Consider the following 14,864-nt stretch of genomic DNA (forward strand, 5'->3'; position numbering starts at 1 on the left):
CAGTCGGGGTGTCGAACATGAATCGCCGTACAGCCGCCGCACAAGTCCGATCGGCGAGAAGACAGCAAAGCAAGCAGCCGAACATTGAAAGCCAGTCAGCGCATCCCGTCGATCTGCATGTCGGACAGCAGATCCGTATTCGCCGGATACAATCGAATGTATCGCTCGGTGATCTTGGCGCCGGCATTGGCGTCAGTTTCCAGCAGGTGCAGAAATATGAAAACGGCCGGAATCGCGTCAGTGCATCCATGCTCTATGAGGTCGCCAAACGGCTGAGAGTGCCCGTCGCCAAATTCTTCGAGGGCCTGCCAGATCCCGAAGGCGCAGTCGATCCGCAAATCGTGACCGAGGTCGATGACCGCATCGCCTATATCTCCACCGCGGAAGGCCGCCGTCTGATCGAGGACGTTCTGCTGCTTCCCCCGCGTGTCCGCAGCCGCGTCGTGGCGCTGGTCAGTTCCATTGCCGATGAAGAGATGGAAGAGCGGCCGGAGGCTGATAGCTAGCGAAAGGATAGGCAAAATTTGGCGGCCGCAAGGGCTGCGAATGTTGAGCTCGGACTGCGGGAGCGTCGAGAGGGTGGATTTTAAGCCTTACAGGATTATCCGACCGATCCCGTTTTCGTAAGACAGGACCGTATCAAAGCCGGCGCTTCGGTCGGCGAGATCGTCGAGAATGTCAGCTGCCAATTTTCCTTCGGCAAACACGGGAAAGGGGAGGCGATCAAGCTGTCGATCCGAGAGTGCTTCAGGACCGCCGACGATGATCGGGCGCAAGCTGATCTCTCGCAAGCGTCCGCCCGTCTCGAAGTCGCAGGTGGCAACAATACTCTTCCAAACTTCGGGCGGGCTCCATTCCTGCTCATCCTTATCGGTATGGAAGATGAAGTTGCCGAGACCATAGAAAATCGGGGCGCCACGGTATATCTCGATTGCTTGCAAAACCGGCGCTCCGTGACTGACGAAAAGACCGGCGCCGGCGTCAACGCAATTATGCGCAAAATCCTGGACCCATGGCGGCACCTGCTGCCAGCTCGGTTCCCAGTGGTGGTGATGTAAGTAGACGATGACGAATGTGCCGCGGCCCGCTTCTTCCACGATCGCTGAAAGATGATTCCAGGCACTCTGTCTGTCGACGACAATGCGCCGGGCGTACTGGTCGGATCTCCGAAACACCGTTCCATAGAAATCGATTTCGTCCTTGGCATTTATCTGAGGCGGATCCTCCGGTTGCGCATAATTCGCCCGTTCCAGATCGGAACTTAGGAACCGCTTTTGAATGGAGTGAAGCATGTTGAAGGTTTCCACCTCAAGTTCGAATACCCGGGAAACCTTCAGCCTGTTGATGCCGGGCCTTGCCATACGGCCTTCGATGGCATCTTCGGCATACATGAACGATGGACCGGGACCAGCGTCCATGGCGATGAGCCCAACCGTCCTCGATCCGAGCATCTTCTTTTCGATTTTTGCCGCTTGATGCTGGTCGGCGCCGATGCCGGCATGAAGAAAGTCTTGGGCAGACGCTTCCTCCAGTGTCGAAAGGATGCCCGAAGGGCCAAGATCAAAGGCATGGTTGTTTGCCAAAGCCAGGCTGTTGAAGCCAAGCTCTTTCAACGCCGCCAGAACTGAGGGTGCGGCGGCGCCGAAATAGGAGCCCTTGAGCGGCCAACCGCCATAACGCCCGTAGATGGTCGTCTCGAGGTTGGTGAAGACGACGTCGCTCGCCTTGAGAAGTTGGACGACTTCATTGAGGCGCCGGTCGCTGATCGTCCTCAGGTCATGGCGAATGAGCGACTGACCGGTCAGAGCAATGGAAAAGGGGGCGGACATACACTCTTCCTTCAGTTTAGGATCATCGAGTTCCCCATGCACCGAGCCGTTCTCGGGAAATGCACAGGGCGGGTGCTTCTATTCCGAAACCTGCGGCGAAACGTCGATCTCGAACCATTGTTCGCTTAACCGCTTCAGCGTTCCATCCCGTGTGGCGGCCGCAATGGCACTATCGAAGGCAGCGATGAGTTCGGCGTCGTCTTTGCGAAGCCCGACGCCAACGCCAGGTCCCCACAAACCTCCGGAGAGTTGCGGGCCGTACAAAGTTGCGGTCCCGCCGTCTTTGCTATCGAGGAAGGCTTTCCAGGTGAAATAGTCGGCAAGCCCGCCGTCTATGCGTTCGGCCGCGAGGTCTAGATGCATGTTGTCTTGGGAATCGTAGCTCCTGATCGTCGCCACCTTGCCGAACAAATCATTCAGGACGGCTTCCGAATTTGACGATCGCAAGACGCCGAGCGTTTTGCCGGCGAGTGCTGTTCGAAGCTGATCAATGACAGCCTGCTTGTCGGCGTCGACGTTGGTGAGGTTCAATTTCTTCGACGTGTCGGTCGGCGGCAGATCCAGATCCTTGCGCACGACGAGCTGATTAAAACCGCCGGCGTAAGGCTGAGAAAAGGCGATCGACTGCTTCCGTTTCTCGGTTATCGCCATGCCGGACATGATGGCATCGAATTTTCCGACCGTCAGAGCCGGTATAATCCCATCCCAATCCTGCGCCACGAAAATGCATTCGAGGTTCATGCGCCGGCAGAGTTCCTCGCCCGCATCGATGTCGAACCCGACAAGCTTGCCTTCGGCATTTAAGGCGTTCCAGGGCGGCGATGCGCCTTCGGACGCAATGGTGATCGTTTTCTTTTCGAAAGCGCATAAACCTGTGGTGCTGACAAGCACGGAACACAAGGCAAGCGTGGCAGCTCGTTTCATGAGAGACGTCCTTCCTTCGTTGAGTTTGACAATTTCATGGCTGATAGGTCCGACCTCGGCGCAGCTTGAGACGTCGCGGTGGTCAGCAATGGCTTTGGCCTCTTCTTTGGACTGCTCGCGATCGCAACGCTCAGCGGTTTGTTTGGGCGCGACCAATGCACCTCAAGAGCCTGGAAAGCGCGAGTAATCATGAGGGTGAGCAGCAGGTAGAAACCGCCTGCGACAATGAAGACCTCGTACGGCGCGAATGTCTCAGAGACCAGTTGACGTGCCAGGCCGGTGATCTCCAGCAAGGTTATCGTGCTTGCGAGCGAACTTGCCTTCAGCATTCCAATCACCTCGTTCACGTAGGCCGGCAGGGCGATACGGAAGGCCAGCGGAAATGTGATCAAGTACATCGTGCGGAGGCGCGATAGACCAAGAGACTGAGCGGCTTCGATCTGCCCTTGTGGGACCGCCTGAATCCCACCGCGAAGGACCTCGGTGGTGTGAGCGGTGCTATTCAGCGTGAAGGCGATGAATGCGCACCAGAACGGTTCGCGCATCACTTCCCAGAGAAGGCTCTGGCGAACGAAAGAAAGCTGGCCGATGCCGTAGTAGATCAGGAAAAGCTGCACCAGCAGCGGTGTGCCGCGAAAGGCATAGGTATACGCTAGCACCGATGCGGACGCCCAAGGACTGGTCGATGCACGCAGGATTGCCAGAGGAATCGAGATCACAAAACCGGCCGCGAGCGATGCGAATGTCAGCGTCAAAGTCAGAACCAGGCCGCGAGGAAGGGTGAATAGTGCATCCAGCACAACAGCGGTATTCATTGGTTCAACCTTTCCCAAACGGGATTGAGTAGCGACGCCCGATGAGCTTGAACGACAGTAGGGAAAGGCTGGTGAGCATGAGATAGATCGCCGATGCGGCGAGATAGAAGGGAAGGGGCGCGCGCATGGAACCCGCGCCCACGTAGGCGACCCGCATGACGTCTGTCAGACCCACAACAGAGATCAAGGATGTATCCTTGATCAAAGAGATGCAAAGATTGCAGAAGGCGGGTAGAGCGACCGGGATCATTTGGGGAATGATGATCAGAAACCAGATCTGCCACCGCGCCAGCCCGAGCGCCAAAGCGGCTTCTCTTTGGCCTGGCGCAATTGCATTGATCGCACCGCGAAAGATCTCTGCAGCATAGGCGCCGAACACGATGGTCAATGACGTGACCCCGGCTGCGAACGCATTGATCTCGACATAGCGGCCGACAATCATGCTCAAGAAGGCTGTTCCCCCGAAATACATCAGCAGGATGATCAGGAGTTCGGGAACGCCCCGGATGATCCCGGTATAGGTTTGCAAGCAGGATGCAATGGCTTTTCGGCGTGAGTTCCCGAAAATCGCGATAAGCAAGCCTAATGAAGTTCCCAAAGCGCAACTCAAGAAAAAGACAACAATCGTATTCGTTATCCCATAGATGAATTGATCTAAGAAAACGTACAAACCAGCACCTCCTCTACGTCTGTCGGGTATGTCAGTCTATAATGTCGCGCTTAATTCAAATATTGTTCGAGAAAGTCGCAAAATTAACCGATTGGCGAGGTTTTAAATCCAATTAACTCTTAGTTAATTTGCCATATAGTCAAAAATATACTTTGATTTTCCGCGGTCAATTTATAAGATAAAAGAAGTTTCGATAAGCGCTGCTTATGAACTGGGCGTTGCGCGACATCACGTCGAGGGACCGCGTTGTGGATATTGATGGTTCAGGAGTTCGGATCCGGCAGCTTCAAATCCTGCGCGAGGTCATGCGTGCGGGCTCGGAAAGGCTCGCCGCGCAGGCGTTGCGGATAACCCAGCCGGCGGTCAGTCAAAACATCAAGCAACTGGAGGAGACGATTGGATTTGCACTCTTCCGCCGGGAAAACAACAGGTTGATCCCGACCGATAAGGCATGGGAGTTTTTGCGCACGATCGATGCCGCGTTTGCCGGTCTCGACCGAATAGGGCCAGCAATAGAGTTTCTCAAGAGCAATGATACGCGGGTGATCGCGATCGCGGCCCCAAGCGCGTTCTCATTCGGAACGCTGCCGCGCGTGGTGAAAAAGATCCGCGAGAAAAGTCGTTCTTATACCGTTCAGATTAAATCGGGCACTTATCAGCAGATCGCAGAGCATGTGTTAAACGGCCGCGCGGATCTCGGCATTTCGCGCTTGCCTCTCGACGGACGCATCTTTGATTGGATGCCCATTGGCGCGGCCACGAATGTCTGTCTGTTTCCGCCAAATCACCAATTTGCATCGCAGCAGGTTGTCACCGCCGAAGACCTTGTCGGCGAGGCCATTATCGACATCGATCCGCAGTTTGCTTCTCACCAAATGAGCGTCAATGCAGTTCGCTATCTGGGGGCCACGCCACAAATTGTCGTCGAATATGACGCCAATGGTCATGACGTCGGCTTCGTCTTGGCAGGAATCGGCGTCTCTGTCACGAACGAGATAATCGCGAAGGAGTACTCTGGCCTCGGTGCAGAATTTCGGCCCTTTGAGCCAGGAGCGATCTACCACTACGTCGTTTTTTGGCAAAAGGAGCGCCAATTAAGTGACGGGCTTCGCTACGCTATTGAGCAGGTGGCTATAGCCATCTCGTAGGGGTGCCCCAGCAGAGTGCTGATAGCCGTCATCCGCCAAGATGATCGAAGTCGATCCACTGGCGCGGCTGACGCAGACGGGCGAGCGCATCGCCGCAGGTTGGCCAGCGACCGACCTCGACGCTTTGATGCCCTGGAACTTCAAGAAGTAACGTATCCATCCGAGCAGGACCGCGGGATTTTGGGCGGCGCGCGTGGTAATGTCGGTTCATGGAGATTGATGAGGACAAGATCGACGATGCAGTTTTGGCGCTGTTATGGCTGACGCTGCATAACGAGCGTTGCGCCTGGAAGGTTTCGACTGGGCAACGACGGATCGGCTTCACAAGAAGGGCATGATCGGCGTCCCAGTCAATAAGGCGAAGTCATTGGTCCTGACCGATGAGGGCTTGGAGCGTTCGGCAGCGTTGTTCCGGCAGCTATTTACGCGGCCGCCGCCGCAATAGCGGTCTTTTGGGCCTTCCATTCCCATGGGAGGAGTTCGTGCAGGCGGGAGACGGGAAGATCGGCGATGCGGGCAAAGACATCGGCAAGCCAGGCCTTTGGGTCGACATCATTAAGCCGGCATGTGGTAATGACGGTCAGCATGACGGCGGCACGCTCGGTCCCACGCTGGGAACCGGCGAAGCTCCAGTTTTTTCTTCCTAACGCCACACCGCGCAACGCTCTCTCCGCCGCATTGTTCGTAAGACAGACCCTTCCGTCTTCGAGGAAGAGGGCAAAGCTCTCCCAGCGCTTGAGCATGTAATCGATCGGCTCGATGACCTCGGACGATCTGCTGAGCGTGGCACGTTCCTTCGTCAACCATTTGTGCATGTCGTCGAACAGCGGCTTGCTCTTCTCCTGGCGTACCGCCAGTCGCTCTTCGGCGCTCAAACCGTTGATCTGGCGCTCGATCTCGAACAACTCGTCATAGCGCTTGACGGCTTCCAATGCGATCGGTGAATCGGCTTGCCCAGGGCAATCGCTTTAGCTTTGACTCTGTTGTGGCGCCAGGAGGTCGGATTGTGATTCATGAGGAGCTTCGAATCGACGGAGCCGTTCATGCCAGTCTCTCCTACTTCTTCGCGGGCCATTCTTGATCATTTTTCAGCACTTTCCGATCCGCGGCAGTGCTGGCGGGTGGTTTACCCGCTGCCGGAGGTTCTGCTGCTTGTGCTGTGTGCGACGCTGAGCGGCATGGAGGATTTCGTCGAGATCCGGCTTTGGGGCGAGGAGCGGATGGACTTTCTGCGGCGCTTCCTTGCCTTCGAACGCGGTCTGCCCTCCCATGACACGTTGAACGACGTCATCAACGCCCTCGATCCCGAGCTGTTCAAATCCTGCTTCACCTCATGGGTCGAAGCGTTGCGGGATGGCGATCCGGATGTCATCGCCATTGATGGCAAGACATCCCGCCGGACCCATGCGCGCAGCCGAGGACGCGAACCGCTGCATATGGTCTCGGCCTGGGCAACCCGGCAGCGGCTGGTTCTCGGCCAGGAAGCGACCGACGTCAAATCCAACGAGATCACGGCTATTCCGCTGCTGCTGGAACGGCTCGAACTGACCGGCGCCATCGTCACCATCGATGCCATGGGCACGCAGACCGCCATTGCCGAGACGATCGTGCGGCGCGGCGGTGATTATCTGCTTGCGCTCAAGGCCAACCGGCCCGTCACCCATGACGACGTCGCACGCTTCTTCGCCGATCCGCCCGCCGACATGATTGAAACCGACACGGCAACCGTCGAGAACGACCATGGCCGGATCGAGCAGCGCCGGCATACCGTCTGCCACGACGTCGATTGGCTGATCTCCGACCGTCGATATCCCGACGAACCGCGCTTTCCCCATCTTGCCATGATCGCCATGGTGGAGAGCCACACCGAGCGGGCCGGCAAGGTCGAGACCGAGAGGCGCTATTATCTGTCGTCAGCCAAACTCAATCCGAAAACCTTTGCCGCCGCCGTCCGCGCCCATTGGGGCATCGAGAACCGATTGCATTGGGTCCTCGACGTCGTCTTCCACGACGACCTCTCCAGATTGCGAACCGCCTCAGGACCCCACAACATGGCCCTCGTCAAACACATCGCCATGAACCTAGTGCGAAATCCAAAAGACAAGCACAGCCTCAAAGTCCGACGCAAAAAGGCAAACCTGAACGACGATTATCTTGAAAGCCTCATCACCCAACAGCAAAATTTACCTGAAGCGATTCCCCTGTCGGCTTGCCTTTCCGCTTGTGATCCCGAGCATTCTTCTGGATATCGGCCAGTGCAAAGAATTTCTGACGCGAATGGGCGTGGCAAAAGGCAAAGGTGATTGGAACCGTCTTTGTCTCGGCGACAGCGAGCGGCTCGAAGCCATTGTAGCAGTCGCTCTGTAGAATGCCGCCATACTCGGCCAGGTGTTTTTGCGGATGTTCGCCGCGCCGGTCACTCGACGCATAATAGATCGCCGCCGGCGCAGCCGTTCCCCCGAACGGCTGATCGTCCCGGACGTAGCTCCATATTCGACCGGTTATGCATTTGCCCTTGGCCTGGATCGGGATGGTCGTGTCGTCACCATGCAATCGCTCGGCTGCGAAGACATGCTTCTCGATCAGGTCGCAGACCGGCATGATGGCCGCCGTTCCAAATCCGACCTGATCGGCCAGCGTCGAGGTCGACAGGTCTATGCCCTCACATTTGAACCTTGTGCTTTGGCGGTTCAGCGGACTGTGCATCCCAAATTTGTCGAAGACGATCGTCGCCAACAGATGAGGACCGATGAAGCCGCGCGGCGTGGCATGGAACGGTGCTGGCGCCTGGCTGATCGCCTCGCAATCACGGCAGGTAAATTTTTCCCGAACCGTCTCTATCACCTTGAAGCGGCGCGGTATCTCCTCCAGCGTCTCGTTAACATCCTCACCCAGCTTCGACAGGCGCGACCCGCCGCAACAAGCACAGACGGTCGGGGGATCGATCACCACGCGCTCACGCTTGCGCCACCGCGATATCCCCCTCGGTGACGACGGTGTCGCGCTCGGCTGCAACAACATCGCGTTCAGCCTGCAGCGTCGCACGCTCGGAAAGCAGCGCCAGATAGGCGCTCGCAAGGTCCGCAGGAAGATCCACAGGCTTCGAGGTCATGAAGCCATTCGATCAGATTCACTCAATATTTTCGTTATAATAATGCTATCCGACCCGTGTCGGACGCCGTGTTTCCTGAGGGGCTCGCCAGTCAATTCCGGACGATAAATAAGAAAGCTGCGCCGGTGATGCGGGTTTCGCAACTGCGCCGCCCTCCACATTCGGCCAGATAAACCGGCCCTTCTCCAGCCGGCGGGTAAAAAGGCAGGCGGCCAAACCATCGTGCCAAATGATCTTCAAAATATGCGATCTGCCCCCCCCGAAGACGAAGAGATGCCCCGACAAAGGGGCATGCTTCAGAATCTCCTGCACCCGAAGCGCCAGAGAGGGAAACCCGCAGCGCATGTCCCGTCGAAAGCCAGACCTTGACCCCTGTTCCCATCGGAAACGGATTCACCGCAAAGTCTCCAGCCCACGCATGATCCGAAGCAGCGCCTAGCACGATGGGAAGAAGATGTGGGTGGCTCAATCCAATTTCTAGCTGAAAGTGGAGATCAATACTCTCTTATACTATATGAAAGGAGAGGGTATTTCGATGCCGTATCGTTACAATGCAGATGATTTCGCACGAAACTTCTCAATAACTTCCAGATCTATTGCGATGAGCGAAGAAGTGTTTGATATTTTGAATAATGGAGCTTCCGTTCCTAGAAATAGTTATGTTCCTTGGGATATTGCGGGAGCGGTATTAGAGGATTTTCTTGGTACCCCTGAGAAGAGACCTGCTACCGCCGATTGGGTTGACGCGGAAAATTTCGATTGGCCAGAGGATAATTGACCTAACTAAATCCAGTAACGGTACATGATCGGCAAGGGAAAGGAGGGCGCGAAAGATGAGTAAGCCAGTCCATGTCGCAGATGCCACCAGCCGTCGGGGAAACGACATCCTACCAGACTAGGTCTATAGCTGTTTTCCGCCGAACGGCTCGGACGCAAGGGCTCTCGCAAATTGGAAATGGAACACGGTCTGGTTACCAACCGTCTTGGATAGGGCTGAACAAGCGTTGGCGATTTCTGGGGTCGGTAAAGAGGAGCGCCGCATGCATCTTAAGATTTCAATTCATTTTCTGAACCATATATTAATGGATGTGCCCTACAAACGAAATCATGGATGGAATGTCACGTCGGCACGATCTGGATTTTGTCAGGGTCGCAGCGTTCATGCTGCTGATCATCTATCACGTCAGCCTGATGTATAATTCGAGAAACTTTATACTGAAGGCGCCGGACAGCTCCTCGGTCTTTGACTTAATCCATCTGTGGACGCATCCCTGGAGAATGTCCTTGCTCTTCCTGATTTCGGGAGCAGTGACCGGCATTTTGTTGACGAGGCATCCTCCTGGTGCGTTGAGGAGCGCGCGAACAAGGCAATTACTGACGCCGCTTCTTGTCGGTCTCCTGTTTCTCATACCTCCACAGATCTATGTGTGGCTAAATGCTGCCGGGGGAGTCGATATCAGCTTGCTTGACGTCTTCTGCCACTACGTGACCTTGACACCGGTTCGTCTGCCGGACGGCGAACTCACTCTCCTTCTCGGCGGAATGCAGCACCTATGGTATCTCGCCTATCTCTGGATCTATACCGCGATCCTGACATTCACCGCATCAGTGTGGCCAGAGTTGTTGCCTAGCATGAGCAGGCGGCTGGCGGCTCTTTTGCGGGGAAAATGGATACTAATCGTGCCCACACTGTTGTTCGTGCTGATAAGGCTCGTTCTACGACCGGCTTTTCCCCCGACGCTCAATATCTTGGATGACTGGTATAGCCATGCCGTTTACTTCGCATCGTTCCTTTTCGGTGTCGTCATGGCGACACGTGATGAATATTGGGATGCAGTGGTCAGCATGCGAAAACCGGCTCTCATTCTGGCTTTGGCGTGCGCGATGGTTCTGGCATTGCTCTTTCCTGCCTTGCCAGCCGGAGAGCCCGAGATGTGGCGCGCTCTGTCAGGACGAGCATTCGGGGGCACCTTTCAATGGTGTACTATCGTTGCCATTCTCGGGTATGCAAAAATTTGCTGGAATTCGGAAAATGCCGTCGTAAGTTATCTGAACAGGGCAGTGCTCACTTACTATGTGCTCCATCAGACGGTCATGTTGCTTCTTGCTTACGGATTGCACCAGATGGGGCTGATGTCTACCTCATCCTTTGTTCCAATCGCCGTCGCTACGCTTGCGGTCTGCGCATTGTGTTACGAACTGAAGCGACACGTCGAAGTATTCTGGCGCGCTTGGGGTGGCACCCGCTGCATCTAATCCGTACACCTTCGGCTTCTCAACACTGTCTACAGTCAAGTCCGTTAAGCCGATTCTGTCCGGTCTTTCGTATCCTTAAATCTTGTTTGACTTTTTGCACTTAATGTCGCCGCTTCAATCCCGTGTTGGTGACTATGAACGATATATCGCGAGAGTTCCTTCTTTCCATCGTCGCGCCTTGCCATAATGAGGAAGAGGGGCTGCGGGAATTTTGTCGGCGGGCGGCAGCGACAGCGCGTCACATAGCCGGCGATGCCTTTGAGATAATTCTGGTGGACGACGGGTCAACGGACGGGACTTGGGACGTCATTGCCTCGCTTGCCGGGGAAGTCACACAGGTGCTCGGCGTCCGATTGATGCGCAATCATGGTCATCAGCTTGCCGCGACAGCCGGTCTTGCCGCATCGCGCGGCCAGCGTGTGCTTCTGATCGACGCCGATCTGCAGGATCCGCCGGAGCTAATGATGATGATGATGACGATCATGGATCGCGGCGCAGATGTCGTCTATGGGCAGCGCGCGCGACGAAAGGGCGAAAGCTGGTTCAAGCTCGCCTCCGCTTCGCTCTTTTACCGCCTTTTGTCGCGGCTTGCCTCTGTGGCTATCCCCCGCGACGTGGGAGATTTCCGCCTGATGCGCCGCCGGATCGTCGATATCTTGCTGTCGATGCCCGAGCGGGATCGCTTTATTCGTGGCATGGTGAGCTGGATCGGCGGGCGGCAGGTCGCGCTGCCTTATGAGCGCGACGCGAGGTTCGCTGGCGTCACAAAATACCCCCTGCGCAAGATGGTCAATTTCGCCATCGACGCCATTACCAGTTTTTCCACCGTGCCGCTGCGCATCAGTACATGGCTCGGCATGGTTACGGCGGCCGCCGCTATTGCTCTGTTGATCTATACGCTGGTGCGTTGGATCGAGAGCGAGACTATCGTTGGCTGGTCAAGCATCATGGCTGCGATCGCAGCTTTTAGCGCGATCCAGCTGATTTGCATTGGCATCATCGGCGAATATATCGGTCGGCTGGTTCAGGAGAACAAAAGGCGGCCGATGTTCGTGATTGAAAGTCTCGTTCAAAATGGACATTCCATCGACCTTGCCAGCGATTTTGCCGATATGACTGCCGCGGAAAAACGCCGAGCGCTTGAAGTTGCTCTGGCCACGCAAATCGAAGCTCTGCCGGATACCGATTACTTGAAAATGCATCGATGATGTCACGCGTCGTGGAGCACACTTTGGGTATTTCTACCGCGTCGGAACCAGCGGATTCCATGGCGGGAGATGTTAGTGACGGTTGTGTGATCGTCGAGCAGCGACCGAACATCGCGATCGCGGCCTTTGTTGGCATCGTAGCCGTTCTCGTCGCTGCGTTCGAGTTTCCACCATTGTTGGATTATCCCAACCATTATGCGCGCATGTGGCTGCTCGCCGGCGGAATAACGGAGCAGCCGTTTCAGCAGATCTACGCGATCGACTGGAGCAGGACTTTCACCAATGCCGGCATCGATCTCCTTGCCTACTATCTCGGGCCGCTGATCGGCGTCTCGTTTCTGGCGCGAATTCTGCTTTTTCTTGCAATCGTATCGCCGCCATTAGGGGCAATTGCGTTGCACCGGCGCCTTTTTCAAGGAGCGTTCTATTGGCAGGTTGCCATTCTCTATTTCGCGTGGTGTGCGACGCTGATCGGCGGCTTTATCAATTTTCAGATTGGTTTAGGTATGGCGTTGTTCTTTGCAACGGTCGATCATGCCTTGCAGCCAGGAAGCCAGACAGCTTTGCTGCTGTGGCGCATTGCCGCCGGCCTGCTTCTGACGATTATGCATATCTTCTCGCTCGGCTTTTATATTGCGCTTCTGTGCGGACTCGAGCTTTCGTCGACACTTGAGCCCTTGGCGCCGCGTAATATTGTGCGTCTGTGCGTAAGGCTCGCGATTGGGATTCTCGCCTGCGTGCTCCCGGCAGTATGTCTGTTCATCTACGCACCCGTGCTACCCAACAGTGGGGATGCCGGCTTCGGTGCAATATGGAACAATTCGCCGACCTTAATTCTGGCAAATCTTATGTCTGCCATGTGGACTTATGTCTCGATGGTGGACGCCTTATTTCTAATTCCGTTAGTGCTAATATGTACGAACGCTCTTCGCACCAGACGCCTGCGGCTGCATTGCGGCTTAGGGGTAACAGTGGTCGGTCTTGTCATTCTCTCTTGTGTGTCGCCCCTCCATATCATGGGCACGGGTTGGATCAGCTGGCGCTTTCCGATTATGGCAGCGCTTGGGGCAATGGCGATGATCTGCCCTCTGCCGCAATTGCCACGCCGCGAAGCCTTAATGCTCGTTGCCGTTCTAAGTTGTGTGGTTTTTGGCAGAACGGTCTGGGTTGGTTTCAACTGGTGGTGTGGGCAGGCCGATGTCGCAAATATTCGCGCGGTCCTCGCCGCCATACCGAAAGGATCGGCAATCCTACCAGTGGCCCATGAGCCCCGAGACATTCCAACTGGAACCGCGCATCGGCATTTCGCATGGAATGAGAACACTTTCCGGCACCTGCCGACGCTCGCCGTTCCTTTCGCCCATTCTTTCGTGCCGACGCTATTTACTGCCAAAGGCAAGCAGCCACTGGCGGTATTGCCGCCATGGACCAATATCGCCGTTCCAGAGGGCAACCTGCTTTCCGTCAGTGTGCTAGATTGTCCGGACTTGGTGGAAAGCTTCAGCGCTTTTACGCCCTATTTGATAGATTGGCGGCGCCGCTTTGATTTCGTGCTTGTCGTTAACGCTGATCTGCCCGATCGATATAGCGGCGACAGAGTACCCGCAGGACTAAAGGTTGTCAGTGATACACCGTTCGCCAAGCTCTACGCGATCGACAAGCGCTTCATCTCGTCGAGCAGGGCGACACCACAAAAAAATGCTCGGCAGAATGAAGCGATCCAATACAGGAAACGTCCTGAGCGCGACAGATGCCACCGATCTTGAGCGCAGTGGCATATTCTGCTCGAAAGCGCGCGATCGATATCATCGTTTAATGCAAGCCGATCAATGGACGGTTTCGAGTAAGCGAGATCAATTTTGAGCCCTCTGGGTAGCCTGCTCGGGACGAGTGACATAACTCGCAATCCCGGAAACCGCGTGAAACGGTTAAGCGACGGGAAATTTACTGCTCTCCTTCACCGAGCCGCTAATGCGTATCGTCGGGCCGCATCGGCAAATCATTGCGCTACGGCCATTCTTTTTGGCTGCGGAAAGACAAAAAATTTGGACATTAGAAACATGGAAGCCGTGTATGGTGCGATCCCCAGTAGTTGAATAAGGTATGGGTTTGTTTTGAATAGGTGATAGAAGATCAAGATGGTGATAAAATTAAACGTGTAAGATAGTGCCGCAGCAAGGATATATCTCAACAATACCTGCTGGATCGAAGAGTTATTCCGAAATGTCCACTTGCGATTCAACGCGAAGCTTAGAGCCAAACCAATCGTGTATCCCAAAGCGTTCGCTGCCAGCGGACCGAGACGAAAGAAATACATTATTGCATACATTGTGAGAAGGCCAAGACCAGTGTTGGCTATTCCTACCAGGGCGAAGCGTATTGCTTGCCAGATCGTTGCGATCATGCGGTCTCCCGCGCCGGCATGCGCTGAGCAGACGGAAAGAATATCTTGTAGGCAATCTTCGCGGATGCCCAGCCGCTTTTCCGTCCTCTATTGCGCATGACGCCGCTGCGAATGAGGCGAGCATTGACATCGAGAGGGCAGGTATTCACGGCTCTCAACGTCAGCGGATTTAATGGGTTATGCTCGTAGATGGCTAGTATGCTGCCTAGTTTCGTAACACGAAGCAATTCTATAAGCCGATGAAGATGTTCTTCATGCGGGATATGGTTTCTCATCGCCCACCAGTTTTTCTTAGAAAATCGGCTAAAACATCAACGATGATAGCCGCTTGGGGTTTTCGTTGGCTTTATCAATTCCCTCAGCTTCCACTTAACCGCCCCCAAATTCTGGACCAGCGCAGGCTTAGAGTTTTCCGGCTTCATACAGGGCGGCGAGCTAGTGGCGCCTCCCGAGTTCATCAGCGAGATGGGCACGTTAGCCCATTGCACCATGAGGATG

At 55.4% G+C, this 14,864-nt stretch carries 13 protein-coding genes and 4 pseudogenes; 9 read left to right on the forward strand and 8 right to left on the reverse strand.

Translation table 11 applies throughout. The features are described 5' to 3' along the window. Positions 1 to 17: 17 nt before the first annotated feature. On the forward strand, positions 18 to 506 hold the full coding sequence (locus QA648_RS22465) for a helix-turn-helix transcriptional regulator (RefSeq protein ID WP_283053747.1): 489 nt from the start codon (positions 18 to 20) through the stop codon (positions 504 to 506). A gap of 87 nt (positions 507 to 593) precedes the next feature. Here QA648_RS22465 and QA648_RS22470 read toward each other — a convergent pair whose 3' ends face one another. From QA648_RS22470 to QA648_RS22485, 4 genes are all read right to left on the reverse strand, one after another. Further along, positions 594 to 1,829: a CapA family protein gene (locus tag QA648_RS22470; RefSeq protein ID WP_283053748.1), complete on the reverse strand. Its 1,236-nt coding sequence runs from the start codon at positions 1,827 to 1,829 to the stop codon at positions 594 to 596. A 78-nt stretch (positions 1,830 to 1,907) separates the two neighbouring features. Further along, on the reverse strand, positions 1,908 to 2,753 hold the full coding sequence (locus tag QA648_RS22475; protein WP_283053749.1) for a transporter substrate-binding domain-containing protein: 846 nt from the start codon (positions 2,751 to 2,753) through the stop codon (positions 1,908 to 1,910). Then, entirely contained in the window at positions 2,750 to 3,568 is an 819-nt protein-coding gene (locus QA648_RS22480) for an ABC transporter permease (RefSeq protein ID WP_283053750.1), read from the reverse strand. Before QA648_RS22480 ends, QA648_RS22475 begins: the two co-directional genes overlap by 4 nt. 4 nt (positions 3,569 to 3,572) lie before the next feature. Next, positions 3,573 to 4,238, reverse strand: coding sequence for an ABC transporter permease subunit (locus tag QA648_RS22485; protein ID WP_283053752.1), 666 nt, complete (start codon positions 4,236 to 4,238; stop codon positions 3,573 to 3,575). A gap of 206 nt (positions 4,239 to 4,444) precedes the next feature. Between QA648_RS22485 and QA648_RS22490 the strand changes: the two genes are divergently transcribed. The 3 genes and pseudogenes from QA648_RS22490 to QA648_RS22500 all read left to right on the forward strand — a co-directional run bounded on the left by QA648_RS22490 (position 4,445) and on the right by QA648_RS22500 (position 5,831). After that, entirely contained in the window at positions 4,445 to 5,386 is a 942-nt protein-coding gene (locus QA648_RS22490) for a LysR family transcriptional regulator (protein WP_283053753.1), read from the forward strand. Positions 5,387 to 5,426: 40 nt separating this feature from the next. Continuing rightward, the gene (locus QA648_RS22495; RefSeq protein WP_283053755.1) at positions 5,427 to 5,537 is read left to right on the forward strand and encodes a transposase domain-containing protein; all 111 of its coding nucleotides are present in this window, start codon (positions 5,427 to 5,429) and stop codon (positions 5,535 to 5,537) included. Between the two features lie 58 nt (positions 5,538 to 5,595). Further along, positions 5,596 to 5,831: pseudogene (locus tag QA648_RS22500) on the forward strand (DUF6429 family protein). On the opposite strand, the pseudogene QA648_RS22505 reads toward QA648_RS22500, so the two are convergent. Then, positions 5,809 to 6,330, reverse strand: a pseudogene (locus QA648_RS22505) (transposase); the annotation flags it as partial. The pseudogenes QA648_RS22500 and QA648_RS22505 overlap by 23 nt on opposite strands. A 99-nt stretch (positions 6,331 to 6,429) precedes the next feature. Here QA648_RS22505 and QA648_RS22510 point away from each other — a divergent pair. Beyond that, a pseudogene (locus tag QA648_RS22510) lies at positions 6,430 to 7,563 on the forward strand (ISAs1 family transposase); the annotation flags it as partial. A 28-nt stretch (positions 7,564 to 7,591) separates the two neighbouring features. Here the strand turns inward: QA648_RS22510 and QA648_RS22515 are convergent. Together QA648_RS22515 and tnpB are read right to left on the reverse strand one after the other, a co-directional pair. Continuing rightward, positions 7,592 to 8,498, reverse strand: a pseudogene (locus QA648_RS22515) (IS66 family transposase); the annotation flags it as partial. Between the two features lie 45 nt (positions 8,499 to 8,543). Continuing rightward, complete coding sequence (gene tnpB / locus QA648_RS22520) at positions 8,544 to 8,843, reverse strand: IS66 family insertion sequence element accessory protein TnpB (RefSeq protein ID WP_349254317.1); 300 nt, start codon at positions 8,841 to 8,843, stop codon at positions 8,544 to 8,546. Between the two features lie 190 nt (positions 8,844 to 9,033). On the opposite strand from tnpB, the gene QA648_RS22525 reads away from it, so the two are divergent. The 4 genes from QA648_RS22525 to QA648_RS22540 all read left to right on the forward strand — a co-directional run bounded on the left by QA648_RS22525 (position 9,034) and on the right by QA648_RS22540 (position 13,728). Next, positions 9,034 to 9,276 carry an Imm1 family immunity protein gene (locus QA648_RS22525; protein WP_283053756.1) on the forward strand — a complete coding sequence of 81 codons (243 nt, stop codon included), beginning with the start codon at positions 9,034 to 9,036 and terminating at the stop codon, positions 9,274 to 9,276. A 338-nt stretch (positions 9,277 to 9,614) separates the two neighbouring features. After that, entirely contained in the window at positions 9,615 to 10,754 is a 1,140-nt protein-coding gene (locus tag QA648_RS22530) for an acyltransferase family protein (RefSeq protein ID WP_283054239.1), read from the forward strand. A gap of 143 nt (positions 10,755 to 10,897) precedes the next feature. Then, on the forward strand, positions 10,898 to 11,962 hold the full coding sequence (locus QA648_RS22535) for a glycosyltransferase family 2 protein (protein ID WP_283054240.1): 1,065 nt from the start codon (positions 10,898 to 10,900) through the stop codon (positions 11,960 to 11,962). Between the two features lie 59 nt (positions 11,963 to 12,021). Then, positions 12,022 to 13,728, forward strand: a complete 1,707-nt coding sequence (locus tag QA648_RS22540) for a hypothetical protein (RefSeq protein ID WP_283054242.1) — start codon at positions 12,022 to 12,024, stop codon at positions 13,726 to 13,728. Between the two features lie 233 nt (positions 13,729 to 13,961). On the opposite strand, the gene QA648_RS22545 is transcribed toward QA648_RS22540, so the two are convergent. After that, positions 13,962 to 14,366 carry a GtrA family protein gene (locus QA648_RS22545; RefSeq protein ID WP_283053757.1) on the reverse strand — a complete coding sequence of 135 codons (405 nt, stop codon included), beginning with the start codon at positions 14,364 to 14,366 and terminating at the stop codon, positions 13,962 to 13,964. Positions 14,367 to 14,864 lie beyond the last annotated feature (498 nt).

This window comes from Rhizobium sp. CB3171, from assembly GCF_029714265.1.
In the GTDB taxonomy this organism is placed as follows: domain Bacteria; phylum Pseudomonadota; class Alphaproteobacteria; order Rhizobiales; family Rhizobiaceae; genus Rhizobium.

Excerpts from the sequence above, each read along its gene's own strand:
- QA648_RS22465 (WP_283053747.1), top strand. The coding sequence starts at position 18 with ATGAATCGCCGTACAGCCGCCGCACAAGTCCGATCGGCGAGAAGACAG.
- QA648_RS22470 (WP_283053748.1), bottom strand. The coding sequence starts at position 1,829 with ATGTCCGCCCCCTTTTCCATTGCTCTGACCGGTCAGTCGCTCATTCGC.
- QA648_RS22475 (WP_283053749.1), bottom strand. The coding sequence starts at position 2,753 with ATGAAACGAGCTGCCACGCTTGCCTTGTGTTCCGTGCTTGTCAGCACC.
- QA648_RS22480 (WP_283053750.1), bottom strand. The coding sequence starts at position 3,568 with ATGAATACCGCTGTTGTGCTGGATGCACTATTCACCCTTCCTCGCGGC.
- QA648_RS22490 (WP_283053753.1), top strand. The coding sequence starts at position 4,445 with ATGAACTGGGCGTTGCGCGACATCACGTCGAGGGACCGCGTTGTGGAT.
- QA648_RS22495 (WP_283053755.1), top strand. The coding sequence starts at position 5,427 with ATGATCGAAGTCGATCCACTGGCGCGGCTGACGCAGACGGGCGAGCGC.
- tnpB (WP_349254317.1), bottom strand. The coding sequence starts at position 8,843 with ATGCGCTGCGGGTTTCCCTCTCTGGCGCTTCGGGTGCAGGAGATTCTG.
- QA648_RS22525 (WP_283053756.1), top strand. The coding sequence starts at position 9,034 with ATGCCGTATCGTTACAATGCAGATGATTTCGCACGAAACTTCTCAATA.
- QA648_RS22530 (WP_283054239.1), top strand. The coding sequence starts at position 9,615 with ATGTCACGTCGGCACGATCTGGATTTTGTCAGGGTCGCAGCGTTCATG.
- QA648_RS22540 (WP_283054242.1), top strand. The coding sequence starts at position 12,022 with ATGGCGGGAGATGTTAGTGACGGTTGTGTGATCGTCGAGCAGCGACCG.
- QA648_RS22545 (WP_283053757.1), bottom strand. The coding sequence starts at position 14,366 with ATGATCGCAACGATCTGGCAAGCAATACGCTTCGCCCTGGTAGGAATA.